This window comes from Nostoc sp. DSM 114159 (assembly GCF_053470285.1).
The window spans coordinates 2370827-2390584 of record NZ_JBPFEH010000001.1 but is presented as its reverse complement, the minus strand read 5'-3'; the positions used below and the strand labels follow the sequence as shown (position 1 = coordinate 2390584).

Annotated in this window: 18 protein-coding genes and 1 pseudogene; 9 read left to right on the top strand and 10 right to left on the bottom strand. The window is 42.7% G+C overall.

Translation table 11 applies throughout. From position 1 onward, the window contains the following. Positions 1-12: 12 nt before the first annotated feature. Together ACR5KR_RS09835 and ACR5KR_RS09830 are read right to left on the bottom strand one after the other, a co-directional pair. Positions 13-1086, bottom strand: coding sequence for a PstS family phosphate ABC transporter substrate-binding protein (locus ACR5KR_RS09835; protein ID WP_448266351.1), 1074 nt, complete (start codon positions 1084-1086; stop codon positions 13-15). 257 nt (positions 1087-1343) lie between these two features. Further along, on the bottom strand, positions 1344-2501 hold the full coding sequence (locus ACR5KR_RS09830; protein ID WP_448266350.1) for a protein kinase domain-containing protein: 1158 nt from the start codon (positions 2499-2501) through the stop codon (positions 1344-1346). On the opposite strand from ACR5KR_RS09830, the gene ACR5KR_RS09825 reads away from it, so the two are divergent. After that, positions 2500-2640 carry a hypothetical protein gene (locus ACR5KR_RS09825; protein ID WP_448266349.1) on the top strand — a complete coding sequence of 47 codons (141 nt, stop codon included), beginning with the start codon at positions 2500-2502 and terminating at the stop codon, positions 2638-2640. The genes ACR5KR_RS09830 and ACR5KR_RS09825 overlap by 2 nt on opposite strands. Before the next feature lie 1689 nt (positions 2641-4329). Here the strand turns inward: ACR5KR_RS09825 and ACR5KR_RS09820 are convergent. From ACR5KR_RS09820 to ACR5KR_RS09810, 3 genes are all read right to left on the bottom strand, one after another. Further along, positions 4330-4956, bottom strand: a complete 627-nt coding sequence (locus ACR5KR_RS09820) for a cytochrome c oxidase subunit 3 (RefSeq protein ID WP_104909637.1) — start codon at positions 4954-4956, stop codon at positions 4330-4332. A gap of 130 nt (positions 4957-5086) precedes the next feature. After that, positions 5087-6823 (bottom strand): cytochrome c oxidase subunit I, encoded by a 1737-nt coding sequence (gene ctaD / locus ACR5KR_RS09815; RefSeq protein WP_445626742.1) that lies wholly within the window; start codon positions 6821-6823, stop codon positions 5087-5089. 137 nt (positions 6824-6960) lie between these two features. After that, on the bottom strand, positions 6961-8052 hold the full coding sequence (locus ACR5KR_RS09810) for a cytochrome c oxidase subunit II (protein ID WP_448266348.1): 1092 nt from the start codon (positions 8050-8052) through the stop codon (positions 6961-6963). A gap of 404 nt (positions 8053-8456) precedes the next feature. Between ACR5KR_RS09810 and ACR5KR_RS09805 the strand changes: the two genes are divergently transcribed. From ACR5KR_RS09805 to ACR5KR_RS09790, 4 genes are all read left to right on the top strand, one after another. Further along, complete coding sequence (locus tag ACR5KR_RS09805; protein ID WP_448266347.1) at positions 8457-9392, top strand: COX15/CtaA family protein; 936 nt, start codon at positions 8457-8459, stop codon at positions 9390-9392. Between the two features lie 307 nt (positions 9393-9699). Next, positions 9700-10653: a heme o synthase gene (locus ACR5KR_RS09800; RefSeq protein WP_445626745.1), complete on the top strand. Its 954-nt coding sequence runs from the start codon at positions 9700-9702 to the stop codon at positions 10651-10653. Between the two features lie 141 nt (positions 10654-10794). Next, entirely contained in the window at positions 10795-11037 is a 243-nt protein-coding gene (locus ACR5KR_RS09795; RefSeq protein ID WP_322670242.1) for a type II toxin-antitoxin system HicB family antitoxin, read from the top strand. Further along, positions 11037-11255: a type II toxin-antitoxin system HicA family toxin gene (locus ACR5KR_RS09790; protein WP_448266346.1), complete on the top strand. Its 219-nt coding sequence runs from the start codon at positions 11037-11039 to the stop codon at positions 11253-11255. The genes ACR5KR_RS09795 and ACR5KR_RS09790 overlap by 1 nt, the downstream gene beginning before the upstream one ends. 17 nt (positions 11256-11272) lie before the next feature. On the opposite strand, the gene ACR5KR_RS09785 is transcribed toward ACR5KR_RS09790, so the two are convergent. The 5 genes and pseudogenes from ACR5KR_RS09785 to ACR5KR_RS09765 form a co-directional block, all read right to left on the bottom strand. Then, complete coding sequence (locus ACR5KR_RS09785) at positions 11273-11476, bottom strand: type II toxin-antitoxin system HicB family antitoxin (RefSeq protein ID WP_445626746.1); 204 nt, start codon at positions 11474-11476, stop codon at positions 11273-11275. Positions 11477-11561: 85 nt separating this feature from the next. After that, entirely contained in the window at positions 11562-13451 is a 1890-nt protein-coding gene (locus ACR5KR_RS09780) for a glycoside hydrolase family 15 protein (protein WP_445626747.1), read from the bottom strand. Positions 13452-13940: 489 nt separating this feature from the next. Continuing rightward, positions 13941-14183, bottom strand: coding sequence for a type II toxin-antitoxin system HicA family toxin (locus tag ACR5KR_RS09775; RefSeq protein ID WP_445626748.1), 243 nt, complete (start codon positions 14181-14183; stop codon positions 13941-13943). Beyond that, a complete protein-coding gene (locus ACR5KR_RS09770) occupies positions 14180-14389 on the bottom strand; it encodes a type II toxin-antitoxin system HicB family antitoxin (protein WP_322719525.1) in 210 nt (69 codons plus the stop codon). The genes ACR5KR_RS09775 and ACR5KR_RS09770 overlap by 4 nt, the downstream gene beginning before the upstream one ends. 17 nt (positions 14390-14406) lie before the next feature. Next, positions 14407-15768 (bottom strand): annotated as a pseudogene (locus tag ACR5KR_RS09765) (GUN4 domain-containing protein). A 190-nt stretch (positions 15769-15958) separates the two neighbouring features. Here ACR5KR_RS09765 and ACR5KR_RS09760 point away from each other — a divergent pair. The 4 genes from ACR5KR_RS09760 to dhaL all read left to right on the top strand — a co-directional run bounded on the left by ACR5KR_RS09760 (position 15959) and on the right by dhaL (position 19528). Then, entirely contained in the window at positions 15959-16834 is an 876-nt protein-coding gene (locus ACR5KR_RS09760; RefSeq protein WP_445626750.1) for an MBL fold metallo-hydrolase, read from the top strand. Between the two features lie 332 nt (positions 16835-17166). Then, positions 17167-17499, top strand: coding sequence for a hypothetical protein (locus ACR5KR_RS09755; protein WP_448266345.1), 333 nt, complete (start codon positions 17167-17169; stop codon positions 17497-17499). Between the two features lie 265 nt (positions 17500-17764). Further along, positions 17765-18841, top strand: a complete 1077-nt coding sequence (gene dhaK / locus ACR5KR_RS09750; RefSeq protein WP_448266344.1) for a dihydroxyacetone kinase subunit DhaK — start codon at positions 17765-17767, stop codon at positions 18839-18841. 48 nt (positions 18842-18889) lie between these two features. Beyond that, positions 18890-19528 carry a dihydroxyacetone kinase subunit DhaL gene (gene dhaL / locus ACR5KR_RS09745; protein ID WP_448266343.1) on the top strand — a complete coding sequence of 213 codons (639 nt, stop codon included), beginning with the start codon at positions 18890-18892 and terminating at the stop codon, positions 19526-19528. Positions 19529-19758: the final 230 nt, after the last annotated feature.

Here is a 19758-nt window from a genome sequence, read left to right as displayed (position 1 = left end):
CAAATAAATCTACTAGCGAACGCCAACAAAACCAGCTTGCTCAATTGCTTTTTGCCCTTGGTCAGTTAATAAAAGATTGGCATAAGCATTTCCAATCTGCTGTTCCCGTCCTTTATTCTGCTTAATAATCACAAACAAATTAGCAATCATCGGATAGCTGCCATTTTCGATCGCCTGAGTATTTAGCTGGTTGCGCTGACGCGGACACTTTTCAGGCGAAACCATCGGCGTTTGATAGGGGGTAATTAGCCGATCGGAAGTCTGACCCAATGGTAAAGCCTTCACGCTACATTGAAAGACTACCGAACGGGCAGAAGCATAATACACACCACCAGGGGTTTTACTGACTTGGCGCACTGCCTCTGTAGCCGAGTAGACATATTGCACATTAGAGCCAAATGCTTGTCCTTTTAAGTCACTATTGTTAGGAAATATTACTGTATCTGCGTCTTCTGGTCGTTGCGAAAAAGCTGTGATCGGTAGATTTGGCCCGCCGACTTGATTCCAGTTAGTAATTTTGCCTAAATAAATTTGCTGCAATTGGTCAACAGTTAAACCAGGCACATTGAGTGATGGGTTCACTACCACTGCTATCCCATCTTTACCCACCTGACGTTCCTCAAGGGTAAAGCCTCGCTCTTTTGCCGTAGCTTTTTCTTCATCCGTCAGGGGACGGGAGGACTGAGCAAAGTCTATTTTCCCATCAAGCAACATCCGAATGCCGGAGCTAGAACCAGGACTACCATTAACAGGGTTTACGTAACGTAATCGTAGTTCCGGGCGATCGCTCTGGATCTGAGAATCTACCAATTGCCGAATAGATGCCCAAGCGGTACTACCTCCGTAGTTAAATGATGCAGTGGGAACATCAGCAACTGTCTGAAAAGTTGATTCATTCTTAGAGATGCGATTTAAATTTTGATTAGAGGAATTAACGCTGTTAGAGGACGGTAAATTTGGCTTCAATAACCACCAAAGTAATCCGCCAATAACCATAAGTGTGAGAACTTTACCAATAATCAAACCTCTCAGAAAGAGGGAGATTTCACTGTTAATTAAAGCTTTTCTTTGATTTGTATTGTCCATATTTTTAAATATTGTTTCATTGTATTTATCTTACAGGAATATCTAAGTATTTATCCTACAGTCATCATGAAATATTTAAATTCAAACTAAATTTGTAATAGCTAGTTAATAGACAGTCTGATGATTGCTGCTAGATAATTAATTTTTCTAATTTAATGAAATTAAATTTATTTTTTGGTAGTTTTTGCAATGGTGCAATTGCTTTGAGAGATTCTTCTGTTATGTGCTGATTTTAGCTAGTAGACTACTTATATTAGTTAATGACGGGAACTCAACCTTTCTATAAAACTCTTTAGTGGAGTAGGTTGGTTTGGAAGCGATGTCCCCGTATTAATGAATGTATAGATTAAAACTATTACTATCAAACTCGTAGTTGCACCAAGACCAATGCCCAGTAGCAAAATAAAGTTTCTATAAGTTAGCAAATAAATATCATCAGCCTTGTGGTTGATGTCAGTAGATTGTGAAGACTGTGATAACGCTACATCAGAATTAAGCGCTTGTAAAGCTTCTGTGGCAGACTGATAACGCTGGTTGTAGCGATCGCGAACCATTGTATCTAAAATATTTGCCAGAGCATCACTTACCTCTGCCTTGTCGCGCCAGATAACTTCTCCAGTAGTGGGATCTTCTGGTAATTGCTCAGGCATTAAACCTGTTAAAGCTTGGATGCCAATCATCCCGACTGCATAAACATCGCTGCAAAGTTTTGGCTTTCCCTTAGCCTGTTCGCTTGGCATATAGCCAGGAGTGCCAACCGCAATTGTTAAGCCTGCTCCCAAAGCACCAATTTTCTTAATACTGCCAAAATCAATTAGCACAATCTTTTGATCGGAGTACCGCCGCATTAAGTTTTGAGGCTTAATATCTCGGTGAATAATATCGTGCTGGTGGACGAAAGCCAGTACTTCTAGGATATCTTGTAATAAATTTACGACTGTATTCTCGTTCAGACGCTGACCTGGGACAATTTCTTGAGTCAAGGCATGACCGTCAATATATTCCTGAACTAAATAGAAATCTCCGTTTTCATTAAAATGAGCAAACAGTCTCGGAATTTGCTCGTGGTTGTTGCCTAGCTGGTATAAAACTTCTGCTTCCCGATCGAATAGCTTTTTAGCAATGGGTAGAACAGCAGGGTTAGAATCTTTTGGATGGAAATGTTTGACCACACAATGAGGTTGTCCTGGTAAATCCAAGTCAATGGCCAAGTAGGTATCACCAGAACCGCCACTTCCTAACTGTTTGACAATCTCAAAGCGATTCCGAAGTGTTTTTTTGTTGAAAGAGGAGCGATGTCTGTTACCTATAGCACCCCCTACTAAGTAAGTGTTACCAGATTCTCCGCTTCCCATCACTTTGACAGTTTCAAAGCGACTTCGGAGTGTTTTTCTGACTAGAGGGTTCTGGCTCATGTGGCGTATACTACTTCTTAATTTACTGACCATTCAGAGCTTGAGTGAGGTTATCAATAACTGCTTGCCCTTAGATTTGCCGATCTTTGCGGCAGTTAGCCATCGCGCGACCTATGCTTTGGATACCTTTGGTGGTTAGTTGCTTGACTGCTTTGTTGAATACCCTTACAAATATCTTAATACAAAATTAATTTATGAAATACTTCTGTAATAATATTACCACTTAAGTAAATTTAACACTAGTCCACAATTTAACTACTGTGGACAGAGAATAATATTTATGAGTTAAGATGGTTAATTCTTTTAACTGCTAAGTCTGATTACTGACGAAACCTTGAGCAGTGAAATTTAAAGGCACAAATAGCAATTAAAGTGTTCGCTAGAATTTTTGATCGGATTGTAGTCGTTACTAACTGCGATCGCGTTGTCAGATCGATGTGAGTTTGACGAAAAAACTAAAAAAGATTGGGTAAGTTTTTGAGATAGTTAGGTGCAACTTTTCAATCACTCACACATTTTACGATCTCGATCTACTAATGATTCTGGCAAATCTTTAATGCGTATTCGCTTCCATAAAATGCCACAATTAATATGTGTCATACCAATTGTTAAAAAAATCCATCCCTACCTATTCTTAGCAAGGGGAGGGTGCGCATCAGCGCAGGTTGGGTTATCTGTCGTAAACATTTTTTGAATTGGTATCAAATACTTCAATAGACCCCCCTTAATCCCCCCTATATATTAGGGGAAAACCTAAAACATTGCCCCTTCCCCTTATGAAGGGGAGGGTTGGGGAGAGGTGATTCAAGGGTTTTTGCAAAAGGTCTAATGAAAAAGCAAAATTACGAATTACAATACTTGCAATCTCTCGAATAACTTCAAATTATTCTACTTTTATGACTAGAAGAAATATTAGAACTGTATTTTATTAAATTAAATCCGTATAAATTTGCTAACTTTCTTTATTTATTGGTTTACTTAGTCCTTATAACATTAATTTACAGTATATTAACTGGTTCTTCAATACTTTCTTTAAAACATCCTACTTTTCCGACTTTTCCCACCTTTGACTTCACTTAATTTTTGTATCACTTCCAATCACTCAGTTGCATCTAGCAAAAGTAATAGTTGGAATAAATAGTCGAAGCTGATTTTTATATATTTTTATTTAATACCAATTCGTAATTAAGAAAGTTTTATATGGCATGGCTTTCGGGTTTTGAAAGTGTTGCCTCATTTTAGAGAATTGATATAACTTTTTTTTTAGGCAGCCAATAAATATACCTTATTTATGTTTCTAACCTTTGTATAAGGCAATACAATAAAAATTTACTAGTGCGGCAAGCTGAATTTATTGGGTTGAATAATTCTGTTAATGATTAGATTTTGGTTTTTCTAAATTTTTTAAACCCAACATTTTAAGCATTTCACGCTAGTAGGTTGGATTAAGAAAAGCGCAACCCAACAAAGTCCTGCAAATGTTAGGTTACTCTTCGAGAAGTCCCTTCGGGTCTACGTTTCTCAAACGCCACTTGCTACCCGAAGGGAACGCTAAAAGCGTAGCTTGCTTCCCCGTAGGGGTAAAAATCGGGAAACCGGGCGCAGTGGCTCCCCAACCTACATAGTTTAAGGGACATCTTGCAAAAGTCAGAAATGCCAAGAAGTCTAAGGTTTTTGGGGCTAACCCAAGCGTATTGTTGTATGAGGGTAGCACTTCTACGTCTTTATACTCATTTTCACAAAGATTTTTATTCTGTTAATTAAAAAAGCCCCCTAGTGGGGGCTTATTAAGTTGTCCGCGTGGATTAAACAACTAGTTAATTAATACTTACAGTAGATACAGTAATCCGAACAAAATAATCCAAATTACGTCAACGAAGTGCCAATAGATTTCGGCTGCTTCAATGCCAAAGTGCTTTTCGTTACTATAGTGACCCGGAAGGCGCGATCGCCACAACACAGCAACAATCGCCAAAACGCCGATAGTCACGTGCAATCCGTGGAAACCAGTTAAAACGTAAAATGCACTAGCAAATAAATTGGTAGTTAAACCAAATTCTAAATGGGTATATTCATATACTTGACCAACCAAGAAGATAGCACCCATTGCAGCGGTAATTGCTAACCAGATTTGCGCACCCCGCGCATCGTTCTTTTTGATAGCAGTATCGGCATTGTGCATGACAAAACTACTAGAAATTAGATTGATGGTGTTGACTCCAGGTAACAAAAGTTCTAATTCTGGAGTACCTGCTGGCGGCCATGCAGGTAAGGTAGCACGGAAAGCCAAATAGGCTCCGAACAACCCCATAAAAATCATCCCTTCAGCAATTAGGAAGACAATTAGCCCAAACATCCGATGGTCTGGATGTTCTTCATGATGACCGACGGACGCTTCCGCTGCATGGTGATGATTTAGTTCGGTTTTAGCTGGGTCAATAGTTTGACTTTGCATGAATTTTTATCAGTGGGGAATGGGGAATGGGGAGTTAGAAGTTAGGAGTTAAAAGTTAGGAGTTAAAAATTTTGAACTAACAACTTTATTAAAGTCATAACTCATTATTCATAACTCATAACTCCTAACTCTATTTCCGGTCTTCGGAATTAGCAGCAACCGCCGAGTCGGGTTCTGCTCTTAGTACTGAGTTGGGCCCGCCAGATAAGACGGGATTGGGATCGGATAAAGGTACACCTTCATTAGTATTTTCCAAACCGTAGTCGTAGGGGCCTGTAGCTAGTACTGGGGTTCGATCGAAATTCTCGATCGCAGGTGGTGATGTAGTCATCCACTCTAAGGTAAGTGCCCTCCAAGGATTATTACCAGCTTTTTCGCCGTATAACCAACTCCAAATCGCATTAATGATGAAGGGAAATGTTGAAACTGCTAGTATGTAAGCGCCGTAAGTGCAGATTTCGTTGATAAAGGTAAATTTGGGGTCATACTGAGCGACGCGGCGGTTCATGCCCATTAATCCCAGTTTGTGCATTGGTAAGAAGGTCATATTTAGACCAACTATTGTTAAGGCAAAGTGAACTTTACCCCAAAATTCGTTCACCATTCGTCCCGTCATTTTTGGGAACCAGTGGTAAATGCCTGCATAAATCCCTAACACGCTACCGCCAAAGAGCACGTAGTGTAAGTGTGCTACCACAAAATAGGTGTCGTGGACATGAATATCAAAAGGCACTGCTGCCAACATTACGCCACTGATCCCGCCGATGACAAAGGTGCCGACAAAGCCAATAGCGAACAACATGGCAGTATTAAGCTGGATTTTTCCGCCCCACATGGTTGCTAGCCAACTGAATATTTTAATTCCCGTAGGTACGGCAATGATCATCGTGGTGATCATAAAGAACATCCGCAACCAACCGGGGATACCGCTGGTAAACATGTGGTGCGCCCAAACAATTAGCCCCAGAAAGCTAATGGCAAGAGACGAATAAGCGATCGCTTTATAGCCAAAAATCGGCTTGCGGGAATGCACCGGGATAATTTCTGAAATTGCCCCAAAGAAAGGCAAAATCATGATGTAAACGGCTGGGTGGGAATAAAACCAGAACATGTGCTGGTACACAACTGGGTCGCCACCCCCAGTCGGGTTAAAAAATGTCGTTCCTGCGAATAAGTCAAAAGCCAGCAAAATTAAACCAGCTGCTAACACTGGTGTAGATACCAAAGTCAGCGCCGAGGTAGCAAACATCGCCCAGCAGAACAACGGCATTTGATGAACCCCCATACCGGGGATACGCATCCTGAGCAATGTCACCAAGAAATTGATTGCTCCTAGAATCGATGACGTACCTAGTAAGAGAACGCTCATAATCCAAATTCCCTCACCGACTTGACCTGTCACCAAGCTCAGGGGAGGGTAGGAAGTCCAACCCGCATCCGGTGCATCGCCTACCACTAAACTGACGATCAACAATAAACCCGCAGGGGGAATCATCCAAAAGGCAACAGCATTCAAGCGCGGAAATGCCATATCCTTTGCCCCAATCATCAAAGGGATGAGGAAGTTAGCAAAACCCGCACCAGCTGGCACGATCCACAAGAAAATCATGATCGTGGCGTGCAGCGTAAATAAGCTGTTGTAGACTTCAGGGGTGACGAAATCGACTTCTGGGGTTCGCAGTTCTGTACGAACCAAGTCAGCCATTACGCCACCGATACAGTAAAAAATGAATGTAGTGACTAGGTATTGAATCCCAATCACCTTATGGTCGGTGTTGAAACTAAAGTAGTCTTGCCATTTTCTGATCCCTGGCTCCTCAACAAGAGCAGGGGTGTTGGCAGTTTCTTGCACTTGAGCTTGGGTCATTTGTCATTTGTCCTTTGTCACTTGTCCTTTGTCACTTGTCTTTTGTCCTTTGTCATTTGTCCTTTGTCATTGGTATGAGTACTAATGACCAGTGACTAATGATTAATGACCAATGACTAATGACTAATAACTAATGACTATTTGTGAACTTGATGGAGGATTTCTGGCTGAATTCCCATGTCCTTGGTGTAAGGGGCGAGAAATTCATTTGGGGATAGATCGGCAGGATTAACCGCAACGGCTTGATTTAGTGTTTCTTTGCTGGCAACTAGTTGTTCTTGCACCCATTTGTCAAAGGCTTCTTGTGGCTCAACGACTATTGGCGCTCTCATCGCACCGTGGTAGGGGCCACAAAGTTCAGCACAGATTAGGGTATAGTCTCCTGCTGTTTTGGGGGTGAAGCGAATCTCGCTTTGCCTACCGGGGATCGCATCTTGTTTCAAGCGGAATTCTGGAACCCAAAAGGCGTGGATGACATCGTTGGCGGTCATATTGATTTCCACTTCTCGCCCGATGGGGACGTGCATTTCACCTGTAGTTATACCAGTTTCAGGATAGGTGAAAATCCAGGCATATTGTAGACCAGTGACGTTGACTTGTAATTGTGCTGGTTTGCCTGCTTTATCAGGAGTTCCCCCAATCGTCGGGGCAACACTACCGACACCTGGGGCATTCCGCTTTTGCGGAATTTGGTCAGCATTACGAACTGCTGCCGTAGCTGGATCTTGCATTGCCTCATCAGATTTTTCTTGATTGAGGTTGGGTTCGGTGCTGGGAGGAGTATCGTTTAAAGTTGCAGCCATTGCACTCCCATGCCCTGGCATTTTCATCGACTCCTGATTCATCATCGGCGCTTCATGAATAGCATGGGGATCAAAGCCACCGATTTCGTTGTAGACATCAAAGCTGTAAACAGAAATACCGATAACGATAATTGCTGGGATCGCCGTCCAGAGAATTTCTAAAGGTATATTGCCTTCAACTGGTGGGCCGTCTTCATTATCACCTGCACGCCGACGATATTTAAATGCAGAGTAAATTAAAACACCTTCGACGATTAGGAATATACCTGTAGAAACGACCATCATCGCGTTGAACAGACCATCCACTAAGACGGCTTCATCTGTGGCTGCTGCTGGCAACAGACCGTGATTTTGACCGTACCAAAGGCTGGCGAGCGTTAGCACGATGCCAATGAGTAATGTCCAGATTGAACTTGGAATCTTCACGGCTTACTTAATTGAATTTACTACGTTATCTTAAAGCTGCTCACTTACTAAGGTAGTCTAGGCTGTCAGACATGGGCGAGAAAGGTCTGAAATTTTTATTAATTTTTTTGGCTATTTCACTAATTTTGAGTATGAGTTTACTATCATACAACGCCAAAAATAGATGCAAATCAGTAAAAAAATTTAAGGAAAAATTTAGGATGTTTAAATTAATTGCCATTCATCAATTTCTCACATCTTGAAAAATACCTAAAGCTTCAGGCAAAACCTTGTTGGAGTGATTCAAAGTATAAGTGAGTGCTAATCTATAAAACCTTAGCCTATACGCTAGGGTGAAGATAGGACGCTAAAAGAAAATTGAAAATTTTAAGAGAGCCACCAAGAACGGGCAGAAGGTATCATTGATGAGCGAATTTGTCCTACAACAACAAAATGAAGCGGCGCTTCAGCAGCAAAAGCCCAAGGAAATGATTCGTCGCTTGGTGTGGAAAATATGCATAGCCACCTTAATTTTGATGGCAATAGGCAGCGCCACCCGGGTGATGAATGCTGGGCTGGCTTGCCCAGACTGGCCCTTATGCTATGGCGAACTCGTGCCAGCCAAACAAATGAATCTCCAAGTGTTTTTGGAGTGGTTTCACAGATTGGATGCGGCTTTAATTGGTGTAAGCGCGATCGCACTCTTTGGTTTGTCCTGGTGGCATCGTCGTTTCTTACCCAGATGGCTGCCTTGGGCATCTACATTCGCCCTGTTTTTAATTGTCTTCCAAGGCATCTTGGGGGGACTCACCGTTACCGAACTGTTGCGGTTTGATATCGTTACCGCTCATTTAGGAACGGCGCTGTTGTTTTTTACCACCCTCCTGATTATCGGCACAGCACTCACACCCTATCAGGGGACTGGAACTGTTGGTAAGTTGCCTTGGGTCGGTTTAACTGCCGCTGTTCTGGTTTACCTGCAAAGTCTCTTGGGTGCTTTGGTAGGCTCTCGCTGGGCGCTACACCAATGTCTCGGCGGTTCTCAACTTTGTACGGTAATGTACAGCCATATTGCTGGTTTGGTGCCGCCTTCCTTGGCAACCTTGGCAATGGTATTTATCTGTTGGCGGACACCAGCACTACATCCAGCCTTACGGCGACTGGCAAATATGGCTGGTGCGTTGTTAACCTTACAAATCTTGTTGGGATTCGCCACCTTCAAATTACACCTCCAAGTCGAGCCTCTCACAGTCTCTCACCAAGCTATAGGAGCTACTTTGCTGGGTACTTTGGTGGCTTTCACAGTTCTCGCACTGCGTGACTCAGTTAGTGCTGAGTCACGAGTGCTGAGTGCTGAGTAGGGAATGGAGGAGATGAGGGAGCAGGGGGAGTAGGGGGAGCAGGGGGAGCAGGGGGAGAAATAACTCCTAACTCCTAACTCCTAACTCTTGTACAGACGCGATTAATCGCGTCTCTACTGTTAACTCCTAACTCCTAACTCAGCACGGGCTAAACGCCCCGCTTCCGCTAACAGCACTGATGGAAAGCGCAACGGCGAGTATTGCGACCCACGCAGGTGCAGAAAATCTGTGTTTTCGTTTGCCTGAAAGAGCCACCTTGAGCGGGGGCTGCATATAAGTTGTTGAAAAATAAGGAACCAGAGCCAAAATGATTGAGACTAATGTCTCTCGCCACCACGGAACATTTTTACAGGTAATTCAAAGTTACTACCAGCTAACCAAGCCTCGGATTATTCCGTTGCTTTTAATTACCACGGCTGGAAGTATGTGGATTGCTGCGAAGGGAGAAGTAGACCCATTGTTGTTGCTAGTAACTCTCACTGGTGGCACAATGGCTGCTGCAAGCGCCCAGACGATCAACTGTGTCTATGACCGGGATATTGATTATGACATGGAGCGGACGCGTCATCGTCCGATGCCTTCCGGTAAGGTGCAGCCACGCGATGCTCTAATTTTTGCGATCGCACTGGCAACACTTTCCTTTACACTCCTAGCAGTATTTGCCAATTTATTAGCCGCCTCGCTAGCCTTTTCTGGCATCGTCTTTTATATTTTGGTCTATACCCACTGGCTAAAACGCCACACCCCTCAGAATATCGTGGTTGGTGGTGCGGCTGGGGCAATTCCGGCTTTAGTGGGTTGGGCTGCTGTCACGGGGACATTAAGCTGGTCAGCATGGCTGATTTTTGCCATCGTCTTTTTATGGACACCACCCCATTTCTGGGCGCTAGCTCTGATGATTAAAGATGACTACGCAAAAGTTGGGATACCAATGTTACCTGTGATTGAAGGTACTACGGCAACTGTAAAGCAGATTTGGTACTACACGCTGGTAACAGTATTTGCAACCGTGTTATTGGTATATCCCTTGGGCGCGAGTGGAATTCTTTATGCTGCGATCGCCCTCAGTCTGGGAGGATTATTTATCCACAAATCTTGGCGGTTGTTGCAAAATCCAGAGGATCGCACTGTCGCTAGAGAGTTGTTTCTCTATTCGATCTCCTACATGATGCTGTTGTGTCTGGGGATGGTAGTTGATAGTCTTCCCGTTACCCATAATTTAATTAATGCAGCGATCGATCGTCTGCATTTTATTGTTTAGGGGATAGAAAATTTAGCGATCGCGTTTGGTAAAGGGGCGCGATCGCATTTTCGGAAATTAAAAAATATACATAATTAGAGTTTTGCGTATTTGCGATTAAAAATAAAATTTTAGTTATAACCAAATTGATTAAAAAGCTGAATGTTGACAAATTACATTCGTACAGCAATGCACAAAGCAACTTATGAGTTGCTTGAGGATGGAACTTTCTACGGCGAAATTCTAGAATGTCAAGGTGTGTGGGCAAACGCTACAACACTAGAAGCTTGCCGGGAGGATTTGCAAGATACTCTTGAAGGATGGATTGTACTAGGATTGCGTTTGGGTCATACTCTACCAATACTTAATGATGTTGACCTGAATCTTACCAAAGAGGTCGCCTAATGCCACTCTTTGGATCGATTAATCGGCGGGATCTGATTCGTTATCTAAAAGATGCAGGTTTTGATGGGCCTTACCCAGGTGGTAAGCATCAATACATGGTAAAAGATGAATTAAAGCTGACAATTCCCAATCCACATCAGGGAGACATCAGCCCAAGCTTATTAAATAGAATATTACGTCAAGCTAATATCAGCAGAGATGAATGGGAGACGTTATGAATTATATGCGCGATCGCTCACGATACGATAATCTCTCGTGCGATCGCGCCAGGGGCTAACTCAATTGATTCTGGCTGTAAATACAATTGAATTGCTTCTTTAATATTTTCCAAAGCTTCTTCTTCAGTTTCTCCTGCTGAAGTACAACCAGGTAATTCTGGACACCATACAGCCCCATCGCCTGTTTCTAGGTCTGATTCTTGAATCACGCGCCATTTCATAGCTAATCCTCTGGTTTGTCTTTGAACAGTGACATCTCTTACACTGATCTGAGTACAGGTTCAGTATAGGCTTCTTACATCAAACTCAGGTTTGAATACCACCGCCACCTCTTCTGGCAGCATTTGCTGCATCAATATGCTGAGGCTCAACTGTTCCGGTATTACATGCGTGTGCTAAGGAAACGGCAACGTTAATGACGCCAATGTGCGAAAAGGCTTGAGGAAAGTTACCAAGATGCGCCCCTGTCTCCAAGTCGATTTCTTCTGCAAACAGTCCCAGCGAACTGCTTCGTCCCAACATTTGCTCAAACCAAACACGAGCCTCTGTTGTCCTTTGAGCCAAGATCAGTGCGTCGATCAGCCAGAAGGTACAAAGAACAAAGGATGCCTCTTTACCGCTCACTCCTTCTGGTGCATCCCGGTAACGATAACACAGTCCATTGTCAACTAAATGCTTAATAGTAGCATCAATAGTTGACACCATACGCGGGTCAGTTCCATCAATGAAGCCGACACTAGACATGAGCAAATTCGAGGCATCAAGAGTTTCGTCCTCGTAGGATTGCTTGAACGCACCAAGTTTTTCGCTCCATCCTTTTTCAAACACCTGATTGCGGATTAGTTCGCGCTCCTGTCGCCAACGGCTAGTATCACCAGCTAGCTCAAGCGCTTCAGCCATTTCGATCCCACAGTCTAACGCCACCCACAGCATAACTTTACCGTAAACAAAATGCCGCAACCCCCCACGCACTTCCCAGATGCCGCTATCCGGTTCGCGCCAGTGTTCAGCAGCCCAATCTACTAGTGGGCAAATGTGTTCCCAAATTGCAGTTGGATCGTACTTCCCAATTTTCCAAGCAAAATGTAAGGCACTAAGCACCTCACCATAGACATCAAGCTGAACTTGCCCAGATGCACCATTGCCAATCCGAACTGGCTGCGATTCCCGGTATCCCCGCAAGCGATCTAAGGTTTGCTCAACCACCTGTCCACTTGATGCGATCGGGTAAAGGATTTTGATGCCAGTTCCTTCTATCTTCAGAGTCTGCGCCAGCCAATTAAAGTATTGATACTCATCATCAATGTAACCTGCTAATAGCAATGCATAAAGAGTAAATGATGAGTCGCGAATCCAGGTGAAGCGATAATCCCAGTTCCGCTCTCCACCAATTTCTTCAGGTAACGAGGTTGTAGGTGCAGCCACAATTGCTCCTGAAGGAGCGTAAGTCATCAACTGTAAGGTGAGCGCGCTGCGGACAACTACATCTCGGTACGCTCCTTGATAAGTACACTTATTCGCCCAACGCCGCCAGAAGGCGATCGTTGATGCCAGGGCATCGGTAGGGGCTAGGTTCGGCAGTTGTGCATCCTCCTCAGTCAAAAGCGTGAATACGGCTTGCTCTCCAGCGTGGAGGATAATCTGGCACATAAATGTATTGCTTGTTGTGTCTAGATGCCATTCAACGGGGCCAGTAACTGTGAATGAACCAAACCTGACTTCGTTACCAAATTTGAGTAAATCGGGAATTGTATACCCATAATCAGGGCGAGGAGAGCAAGTGCTAATAATTTCAACTGTTCCTTCGCTAACCTCGACAATTCGGATCAGTCTACCAGGCGCAGGAAGGCGTTGCTGCTGCTCATTATTAGTGATATCCATAAAATCCAGCAGCGAAATTCGTCCTGACTCACACGTAAAAATAGTTTCTAGTACATTAGTTTCGTTCAAGTACTGATGATCGCTTTCCCAAGCAGTGGCTGGCTGAATACTCCAGCTCCCACCACGTTCGAGATCCAAAATCTGAGCAAACAAAGATGGAGAATCGAACCGAGGTAGGCAAAGCCAGTCAATCGAACCACAACTACTGACAAGAGCTGCGGTATGGCAGTTGCCAATCACCCCATAATCTTCTATAGGGAGAAAGGATCGGGTAGGAACTGTTGGGTTGCTATTGGGATCGGATGTAATACTCATTACCGTCTTTAGTTGCTGATAACCTTTTACAAAAATATTATTTGGAGTTACAAATTTTTGACAAACTTTATTCCTTTAAATGTTAATCGTTAAATTACAATCTTGAAAGTTATTTGGCAGAAGTAAATTTTTCCAGTTAATCTATCTAGAGGAATAGGAAAACATATATCTTGGGTTTATCTAATTAGGACGGCAAACACTTTAAAATTTCTAAATTTATTGTCTTTAAGCTAGCCTTCATAGTATTGATATAGGTATGTAAGAGTTTTTATTACCTAAGCAATCAGGCGGGGAATTTGGAGTGTTGCAGTTTCACCACTCTCTATTTTTGACTAGATTTATTTTTAGAGTGTCTACAATCTCAAGCCACTTTTGCTAGCGGCGAATTTGCGATGTCTACGATGGGTTACGCCTACGCGAGTAAAGTTTCGATCGCAAGTGAATTTATTAAACATTAATTACACTTACCTATTTATCTATTTTTAATAGCTATGGAAAAAGCAACGCAAGTAATTCGTCACGAGTGAAACCAGCATGAGCGGCAACATCTATCAGTATGGCGTTAAGAGTACCAATTTTAATCGGGTCATGGGCGGGAACTGTGATATTATGCTCACCATTCTGTTGAGTAGTTAACCGAATGTGGCTACCCTTTTGATGACTGACCTCGTATCCTAAACGAGCAAGAGCATTAACTAATTCTGAACTAGATAAGTCTCGTGGGAGCTTCAAGAAGCTATTACCTCATCACGAACTATGTGTAACCGAATGATTTTTGGACGGTTTTGTTCATTAGGAAAATGACAGTGAACCGCATCACGTATCATTTCGCGTAGTGTTTCTATATCGTCAGCCTGAGTAAAAATTGACTCGGTTAAAGCTCTAGCTGTATAACCACCATCTGGATCATCTTCAACGATAAATACAATTTCAGTCATAGTGAATTTTTCCTTAACTAATAAATTTTACAATTCACAAGCCTTGATGTAAGGGCAGAAAGTCTTTTTCTTCTTTCATCTAATCTCATACTCCACACTGCTCTGGGTAGTTGTCCAGCCGGAGCAGTTAATGTAAATGATAGAAAATCATAAGGCTTCCAATTATTTTTAATCCGCCAACCTAGACACTCTCCAAAATATTTCCAAGTTTGCAAATCTAAGTCAGGTTTTCCCCCAACGCTGTCCCATATTTGCTTCTGGATACTAAAACCAAAGCGCCCATTACTGTATTTTACCCACAAGCGATCAATAGTTAAGAGGCCTTGACAGGGAAACTTTTCGATATCTTGTACTCTGAGATAACCTTCTTTTTCTCGATGAGATATTTTAAGCATAAACTTCCAAGTTTCTCGATCGGCTTCTCGCCATTTACCAGATGCTAGTAACTTTTGCAAAATTGTATAATCTATTCCTACTGCTGAATTTAGATTCTCAGAATTAAGAGCTTGTATAACCTCATCAGCAGATTGATAGCGTTCCTTCACAAAATCCTGAATTAACTTATCTAAAACTTGCCCAAAGTCAGGATTAATACTTTGTGGTAAATATTTTCTCCAAATCCAGGAACCCCTGAGCGCATCATAAAGTTCATCAGAACCATTTGCTTTTGGTAAACATTGGGTTAATAAGCGAATACAAGTTACACCCAAACTATAAAGGTCACTTGCAGGGAAAACTTGACCGCGCATTTGCTCTAGTGGCGTATATCCAGGTGTTCCCACTGTTGTACCAACACCTACAAAAGTTTTTGTAATTTGTTTAGAAACACCAAAATCAATTAATATTAACTTGCCATCTAGACGGCGCATGATATTTTCTGGCTTGATATCTCGATGAATTACACCGCGTTCATGGATAAACTTCAGGATAGGCAATAAATCAGTTAAAATCTGTTTGATCTTTTCTTCGCTAAAAGCTCCCTGCTGCTGCAATTCTTATAATAAATTCTGCCCTTGAATCAATTCTTGTACCAAATAAAGCCGTTTATCCTGTTCAAAATAAGCAATCAGACAGGGAATTTGTGGGTGTTTTCCTAAGTCATACAGACGCTTCGCTTCTTGCTTAAATAACTCTGTGGCTTTCTCAAGTGCAGCCGTTCCTTCAAATTGAGGGACAAATTGCTTAATTACGCAAGGTTCATCTATCTTATCTGCATCCCTGGCTTCATAAGTTCTGCTAAATCCACCCTCACCCAAAAGCCGTATTACCCGAAAACGGTTTCTAAATAATGGTGTGAGTGTTTTTCCACACTTAATGCAAAACTTATTGTTATCAGGATTAAAAGGATTTGAGCAATTGGAATTAGAACAGTAAAGCATATTTAGGAATATATCAGCAGATAGTGTCTATGTTCAGTTTTCCCAATTTATGCTTACTGGGTTTCACAAGTCTTTATATTTTTGAGCAGATTTATTTCTAGCGGCGTCTACAGTCTCAAGTTACTTTTGCTAGCGTAGTGATATAGAGTTTATCGCTCCCCAGTAAGTGGCTGGAAGCGAAAGGATTAATATGGCTCATTTAAATCAGCGTCGCTCTCAAAATGTCAACGGCGATTTTTATGTAGATACTACCTGTATTGATTGTGATACCTGTCGCTGGATGGCTCCTGAAGTTTTTTATGATGTAGACGATCAATCGGCTGTTTATCATCAACCAACCAATGAAGCGGAAAGATTAGCCGCGCTAGAAGCACTTTTAGCTTGTCCTACTAGTTCTATTGGTACTGTTGAGAAACCAAAAGATATCAAAGTTGCTCAAGAAAAGTTTCCTCTATTAGTAGCGGAAAATGTTTACCACTGCGGCTATCATTCGGAAAAATCTTATGGTGCTGCTAGCTATTTAATTCAACTTCCAGAAGGTAACATTTTGGTGGATTCTCCCCGGTTTACACCGCCTTTAGTCAAGCGTTTAGAAGAACTGGGGCCAATTCGTTATATGTACCTCACTCATAAGGATGATGTGGCAGATCATCAAAAGTTTGCCGAGCATTTTCAGTGCGATCGCATCCTTCATGCTGATGATATTACTGCGGATACTCGCAATGTAGAAATACAGCTAACTGGTTCTGAACCATTTACTTTGACACCAGATTTATTAATTATCCCAGTTCCCGGTCACACCAAAGGACACACAGTTTTACTTTATAAAAATCAGTTCCTCTTCACTGGGGATCATCTCGCTTGGTCAGAAAGCTTCCACCAATTGGCTGCATTCCGCAATGCCTGCTGGTATTCTTGGTCAGAACAGACTAAATCGATGCGTAACTTGGCTAATTACTCTTTTGAGTGGGTGCTACCAGGTCATGGACGAAGGTTTCATGCTGATAAAGAAACCATACGCCAGCAGATGCACAAGTGTATCGAGTGGATGGAATCTGTGAATTAACATTAGATAACTCACTTTTCTCACGCGATAGGGAAAAACCTAACCCCCTAACCCCCAACTCGTGGCGGGAAGGGGGAAAATTCAAAGTCTCTCCTTTTAGGCTACGATGTACACACAAGTCCGCCCACCGTTAAAACGGCGGTCTAATAAACCCAAGTCCATTAAAATGGACTGTAATCTTTAGTCCTCTGAGTGAGGACTTTTGCTATGAGACAGGGATTTTAATCCCTGACTGGCGGACGTTCGGTTTCACGTTAAGTTGACACCAATGGCAGGATGCCTACCCCACAAAAAATTTTATTGCAACATTTAAAGCTTGACACGCCAGTAGGGTGCGTTATGGACACGCCGAAATAGCAATTGAGTACTCCGAAATAGCAAATGCGTTCGCCGAAATAGCAATTGAGTACGCCGAAATAGCAAATGCGTTCGCCGAAATAGCAAATGAGTACGCCGAAATAGCAATTGAGTACTCCGAAATAGCAATTGAGTACTCCGAAATAGCAATTGAGTACTCCGAAATAGCAATTGAGTACGCCGAAATAGCAAATGAGTACGTCGAAATAGCAAATGAGTACGCCGAAATAGCAAATGAGTTCGCCGAAATAGCAAATGAGTTCGCCGAAATAACAAATGAGTACGCCGAAATAGCAAATGCGTTTTAGCTTTGTCAGCCAGCGTAACGCACCGCAAATCTTTGGTGGATGAAGTTTTTTGACTTGTGTGTACACCATTGCTCCTTTTAGGAGAGAGGTCAGCCTCTATTGCATACAAACCAGCGATCGCTATAATACCAATTTGAAAAAAGAATGCGACAGATAGGCAGCCCTAAACCCTTGTCCTGTCTGAATTCTTAATTTTGAATTTTGAATTTTGAATTTTGAATTGGTATAACCTGGGTTTTAGCACCCTTTTAACCAAACACGGATTATGAAAAAGCTGATCAACAAGCCAGAAGACTTTGTGCAAGAAAGTCTAGAAGGTATGGCGGCGGCTCATTCCGATTTAATTAAACTGAACTACGATCCGACTTTTGTCTATCGAGCCAATGCACTTATTCCGGGTAAAGTAGCAATTATTTCAGGTGGTGGCAGTGGACATGAACCAATGCACGCTGGCTTCGTGGGCAAAGGAATGCTTGATGCAGCTTGTCCTGGTGAGGTTTTCACTTCACCGACTCCCGACCAAATGCTAGAAGCAGCAAAGCTTGTAGATGGAGGTTCAGGTATCCTTTATATCGTCAAAAATTACAGTGGCGATGTGATGAACTTTGAGATAGCAACAGAGTTAGCCCGTAGTGAGGGCATTCGATCGCTAAATATTTTGATTGATGACGATGTAGCAGTCAAAGATAGTCTCTATACCCAAGGACGGCGAGGTGTAGGAACAACAATACTGGCAGAAAAAATTTGTGGTGCGGCGGCTGAGGCAGGGTATGATTTGCCACAAATAGCAAATTTGTGTCGCCGAGTAAATTTGAATGGGCGGAGTATGGGAATTGCTCTAACATCTTGTACAGTGCCCGCTAATGGAACGCCGACATTTGAATTGAGCGATCGCGAAATTGAATTAGGTATCGGTATCCACGGTGAGCCAGGAACAGAACGCACAAGCATAAAATCAGTAGATGAGATTACCGAAATTTTAACGCGATCGCTCATTGAAGATGCAGCATACACCCGCACGCTCCGCGAATGGGACGAAGACAAAGGAGAATGGGTAGATGTAGAACTAACAAGTCTACCATTTGCCAAAGGCGATCGCCTCTTAGCTTTCGTCAATAGTATGGGTGGAACTCCGATTTCAGAACTATATATTGTTTATCGCAAACTCGCCCAAATCTGCGAACAGCAAGGATTGCAAATTGTGCGAAACTTGATAGGCCCTTACATTACATCTTTAGAAATGCAAGGTTGCTCCATTACCCTGCTGAAATTAGATGACGAGACGATCCGCCTATGGGATGCACCAGTCAAAACACCAAGTTGGCGCTGGGGAATTTCATAATTACGAATTACGTAGCTTGCTTCTCGCCTTTGGCGAGTATTACGAATTATGTTAAGTCAGTCGCAGATACTACAATGGTTGCAGGCTTATGCAACCGAGATAGAGCAGAATAAAGCATATTTGACAGAATTAGATGCTGCGATCGGAGATGCTGACCACGGGATCAATATGGATCGTGGCTTCAAAAAAGTAAGCGCTCAGTTACCAACTCAAAAAGACAAGGATATCAGCAGCATTCTCAAAGCTGTAAGTATGACTTTGATTTCTTCTATTGGCGGTGCTAGTGGCCCTCTTTATGGCACTTGGTTTTTACGAGCCAGTACAGCAGTAGTTGGTAAGCAAGAATTAACAGACCAAGATGTTTTAGGAATACTCCAAGCAGGTTTAGACGGCGTGCTGCAACGTGGTAAAGCGCAACCAGGAGACAAAACAATGGTGGATGTGCTGTCTCCAGCTGTAGCCGCTTTTGGGCAAGCTGTAGAAGAAAGTAAGGGAACGCTGGAAGCTATGCAACAAGCTGTAGCAGCAGCCCACAAAGGGTTGCAGGAAACTATACCAATGCAGGCGAAAAAGGGACGGGCTAGCTACCTGGGGGAACGGAGTATCGGACATCCAGACCCAGGAGGAACTTCTGCTTATTTGATGTTGAAAAGTTTACTAGGGGTGTTGGAAAGTTCTGGGGAATAACGCTGGCTGTATCAAAGGAGAAATGATTTAACGTCAGGTCTATCGAGCAAGGTCAAAAAGCCGATGCAACTCAAAAAATTGGCGATCGCAGCATTACTAATCACATTAGGCGCAGCTTGTAAATCTATACTTGATGAAACTAGTTAAAAAAAGGGCGTTGCAGAACAGTGGGATGAATCAGGGCAAGCAGGGGAGGCAGGGGAAGCAAGGGGAGAATTTTGGAAGTTACT

What these genes read in the sequence shown, in the direction of transcription:
- ACR5KR_RS09780 (WP_445626747.1), bottom strand. Translation starts at nt 13,451, where the DNA reads ATGAGTATTACATCCGATCCCAATAGCAACCCAACAGTTCCTACCCGA.
- ACR5KR_RS09800 (WP_445626745.1), top strand. Translation starts at nt 9,700, where the DNA reads ATGATTGAGACTAATGTCTCTCGCCACCACGGAACATTTTTACAGGTA.
- ACR5KR_RS09820 (WP_104909637.1), bottom strand. Translation starts at nt 4,956, where the DNA reads ATGCAAAGTCAAACTATTGACCCAGCTAAAACCGAACTAAATCATCAC.
- ACR5KR_RS09790 (WP_448266346.1), top strand. Translation starts at nt 11,037, where the DNA reads ATGCCACTCTTTGGATCGATTAATCGGCGGGATCTGATTCGTTATCTA.
- ACR5KR_RS09760 (WP_445626750.1), top strand. Translation starts at nt 15,959, where the DNA reads ATGGCTCATTTAAATCAGCGTCGCTCTCAAAATGTCAACGGCGATTTT.
- ACR5KR_RS09785 (WP_445626746.1), bottom strand. Translation starts at nt 11,476, where the DNA reads ATGAAATGGCGCGTGATTCAAGAATCAGACCTAGAAACAGGCGATGGG.
- ACR5KR_RS09835 (WP_448266351.1), bottom strand. Translation starts at nt 1,086, where the DNA reads ATGGACAATACAAATCAAAGAAAAGCTTTAATTAACAGTGAAATCTCC.
- ACR5KR_RS09795 (WP_322670242.1), top strand. Translation starts at nt 10,795, where the DNA reads ATGTTGACAAATTACATTCGTACAGCAATGCACAAAGCAACTTATGAG.
- dhaL (WP_448266343.1), top strand. Translation starts at nt 18,890, where the DNA reads ATGTTAAGTCAGTCGCAGATACTACAATGGTTGCAGGCTTATGCAACC.
- ctaD (WP_445626742.1), bottom strand. Translation starts at nt 6,823, where the DNA reads ATGACCCAAGCTCAAGTGCAAGAAACTGCCAACACCCCTGCTCTTGTT.
- ACR5KR_RS09805 (WP_448266347.1), top strand. Translation starts at nt 8,457, where the DNA reads ATGAGCGAATTTGTCCTACAACAACAAAATGAAGCGGCGCTTCAGCAG.
- dhaK (WP_448266344.1), top strand. Translation starts at nt 17,765, where the DNA reads ATGAAAAAGCTGATCAACAAGCCAGAAGACTTTGTGCAAGAAAGTCTA.
- ACR5KR_RS09770 (WP_322719525.1), bottom strand. Translation starts at nt 14,389, where the DNA reads ATGACTGAAATTGTATTTATCGTTGAAGATGATCCAGATGGTGGTTAT.
- ACR5KR_RS09830 (WP_448266350.1), bottom strand. Translation starts at nt 2,501, where the DNA reads ATGAGCCAGAACCCTCTAGTCAGAAAAACACTCCGAAGTCGCTTTGAA.
- ACR5KR_RS09825 (WP_448266349.1), top strand. Translation starts at nt 2,500, where the DNA reads ATGTGGCGTATACTACTTCTTAATTTACTGACCATTCAGAGCTTGAGT.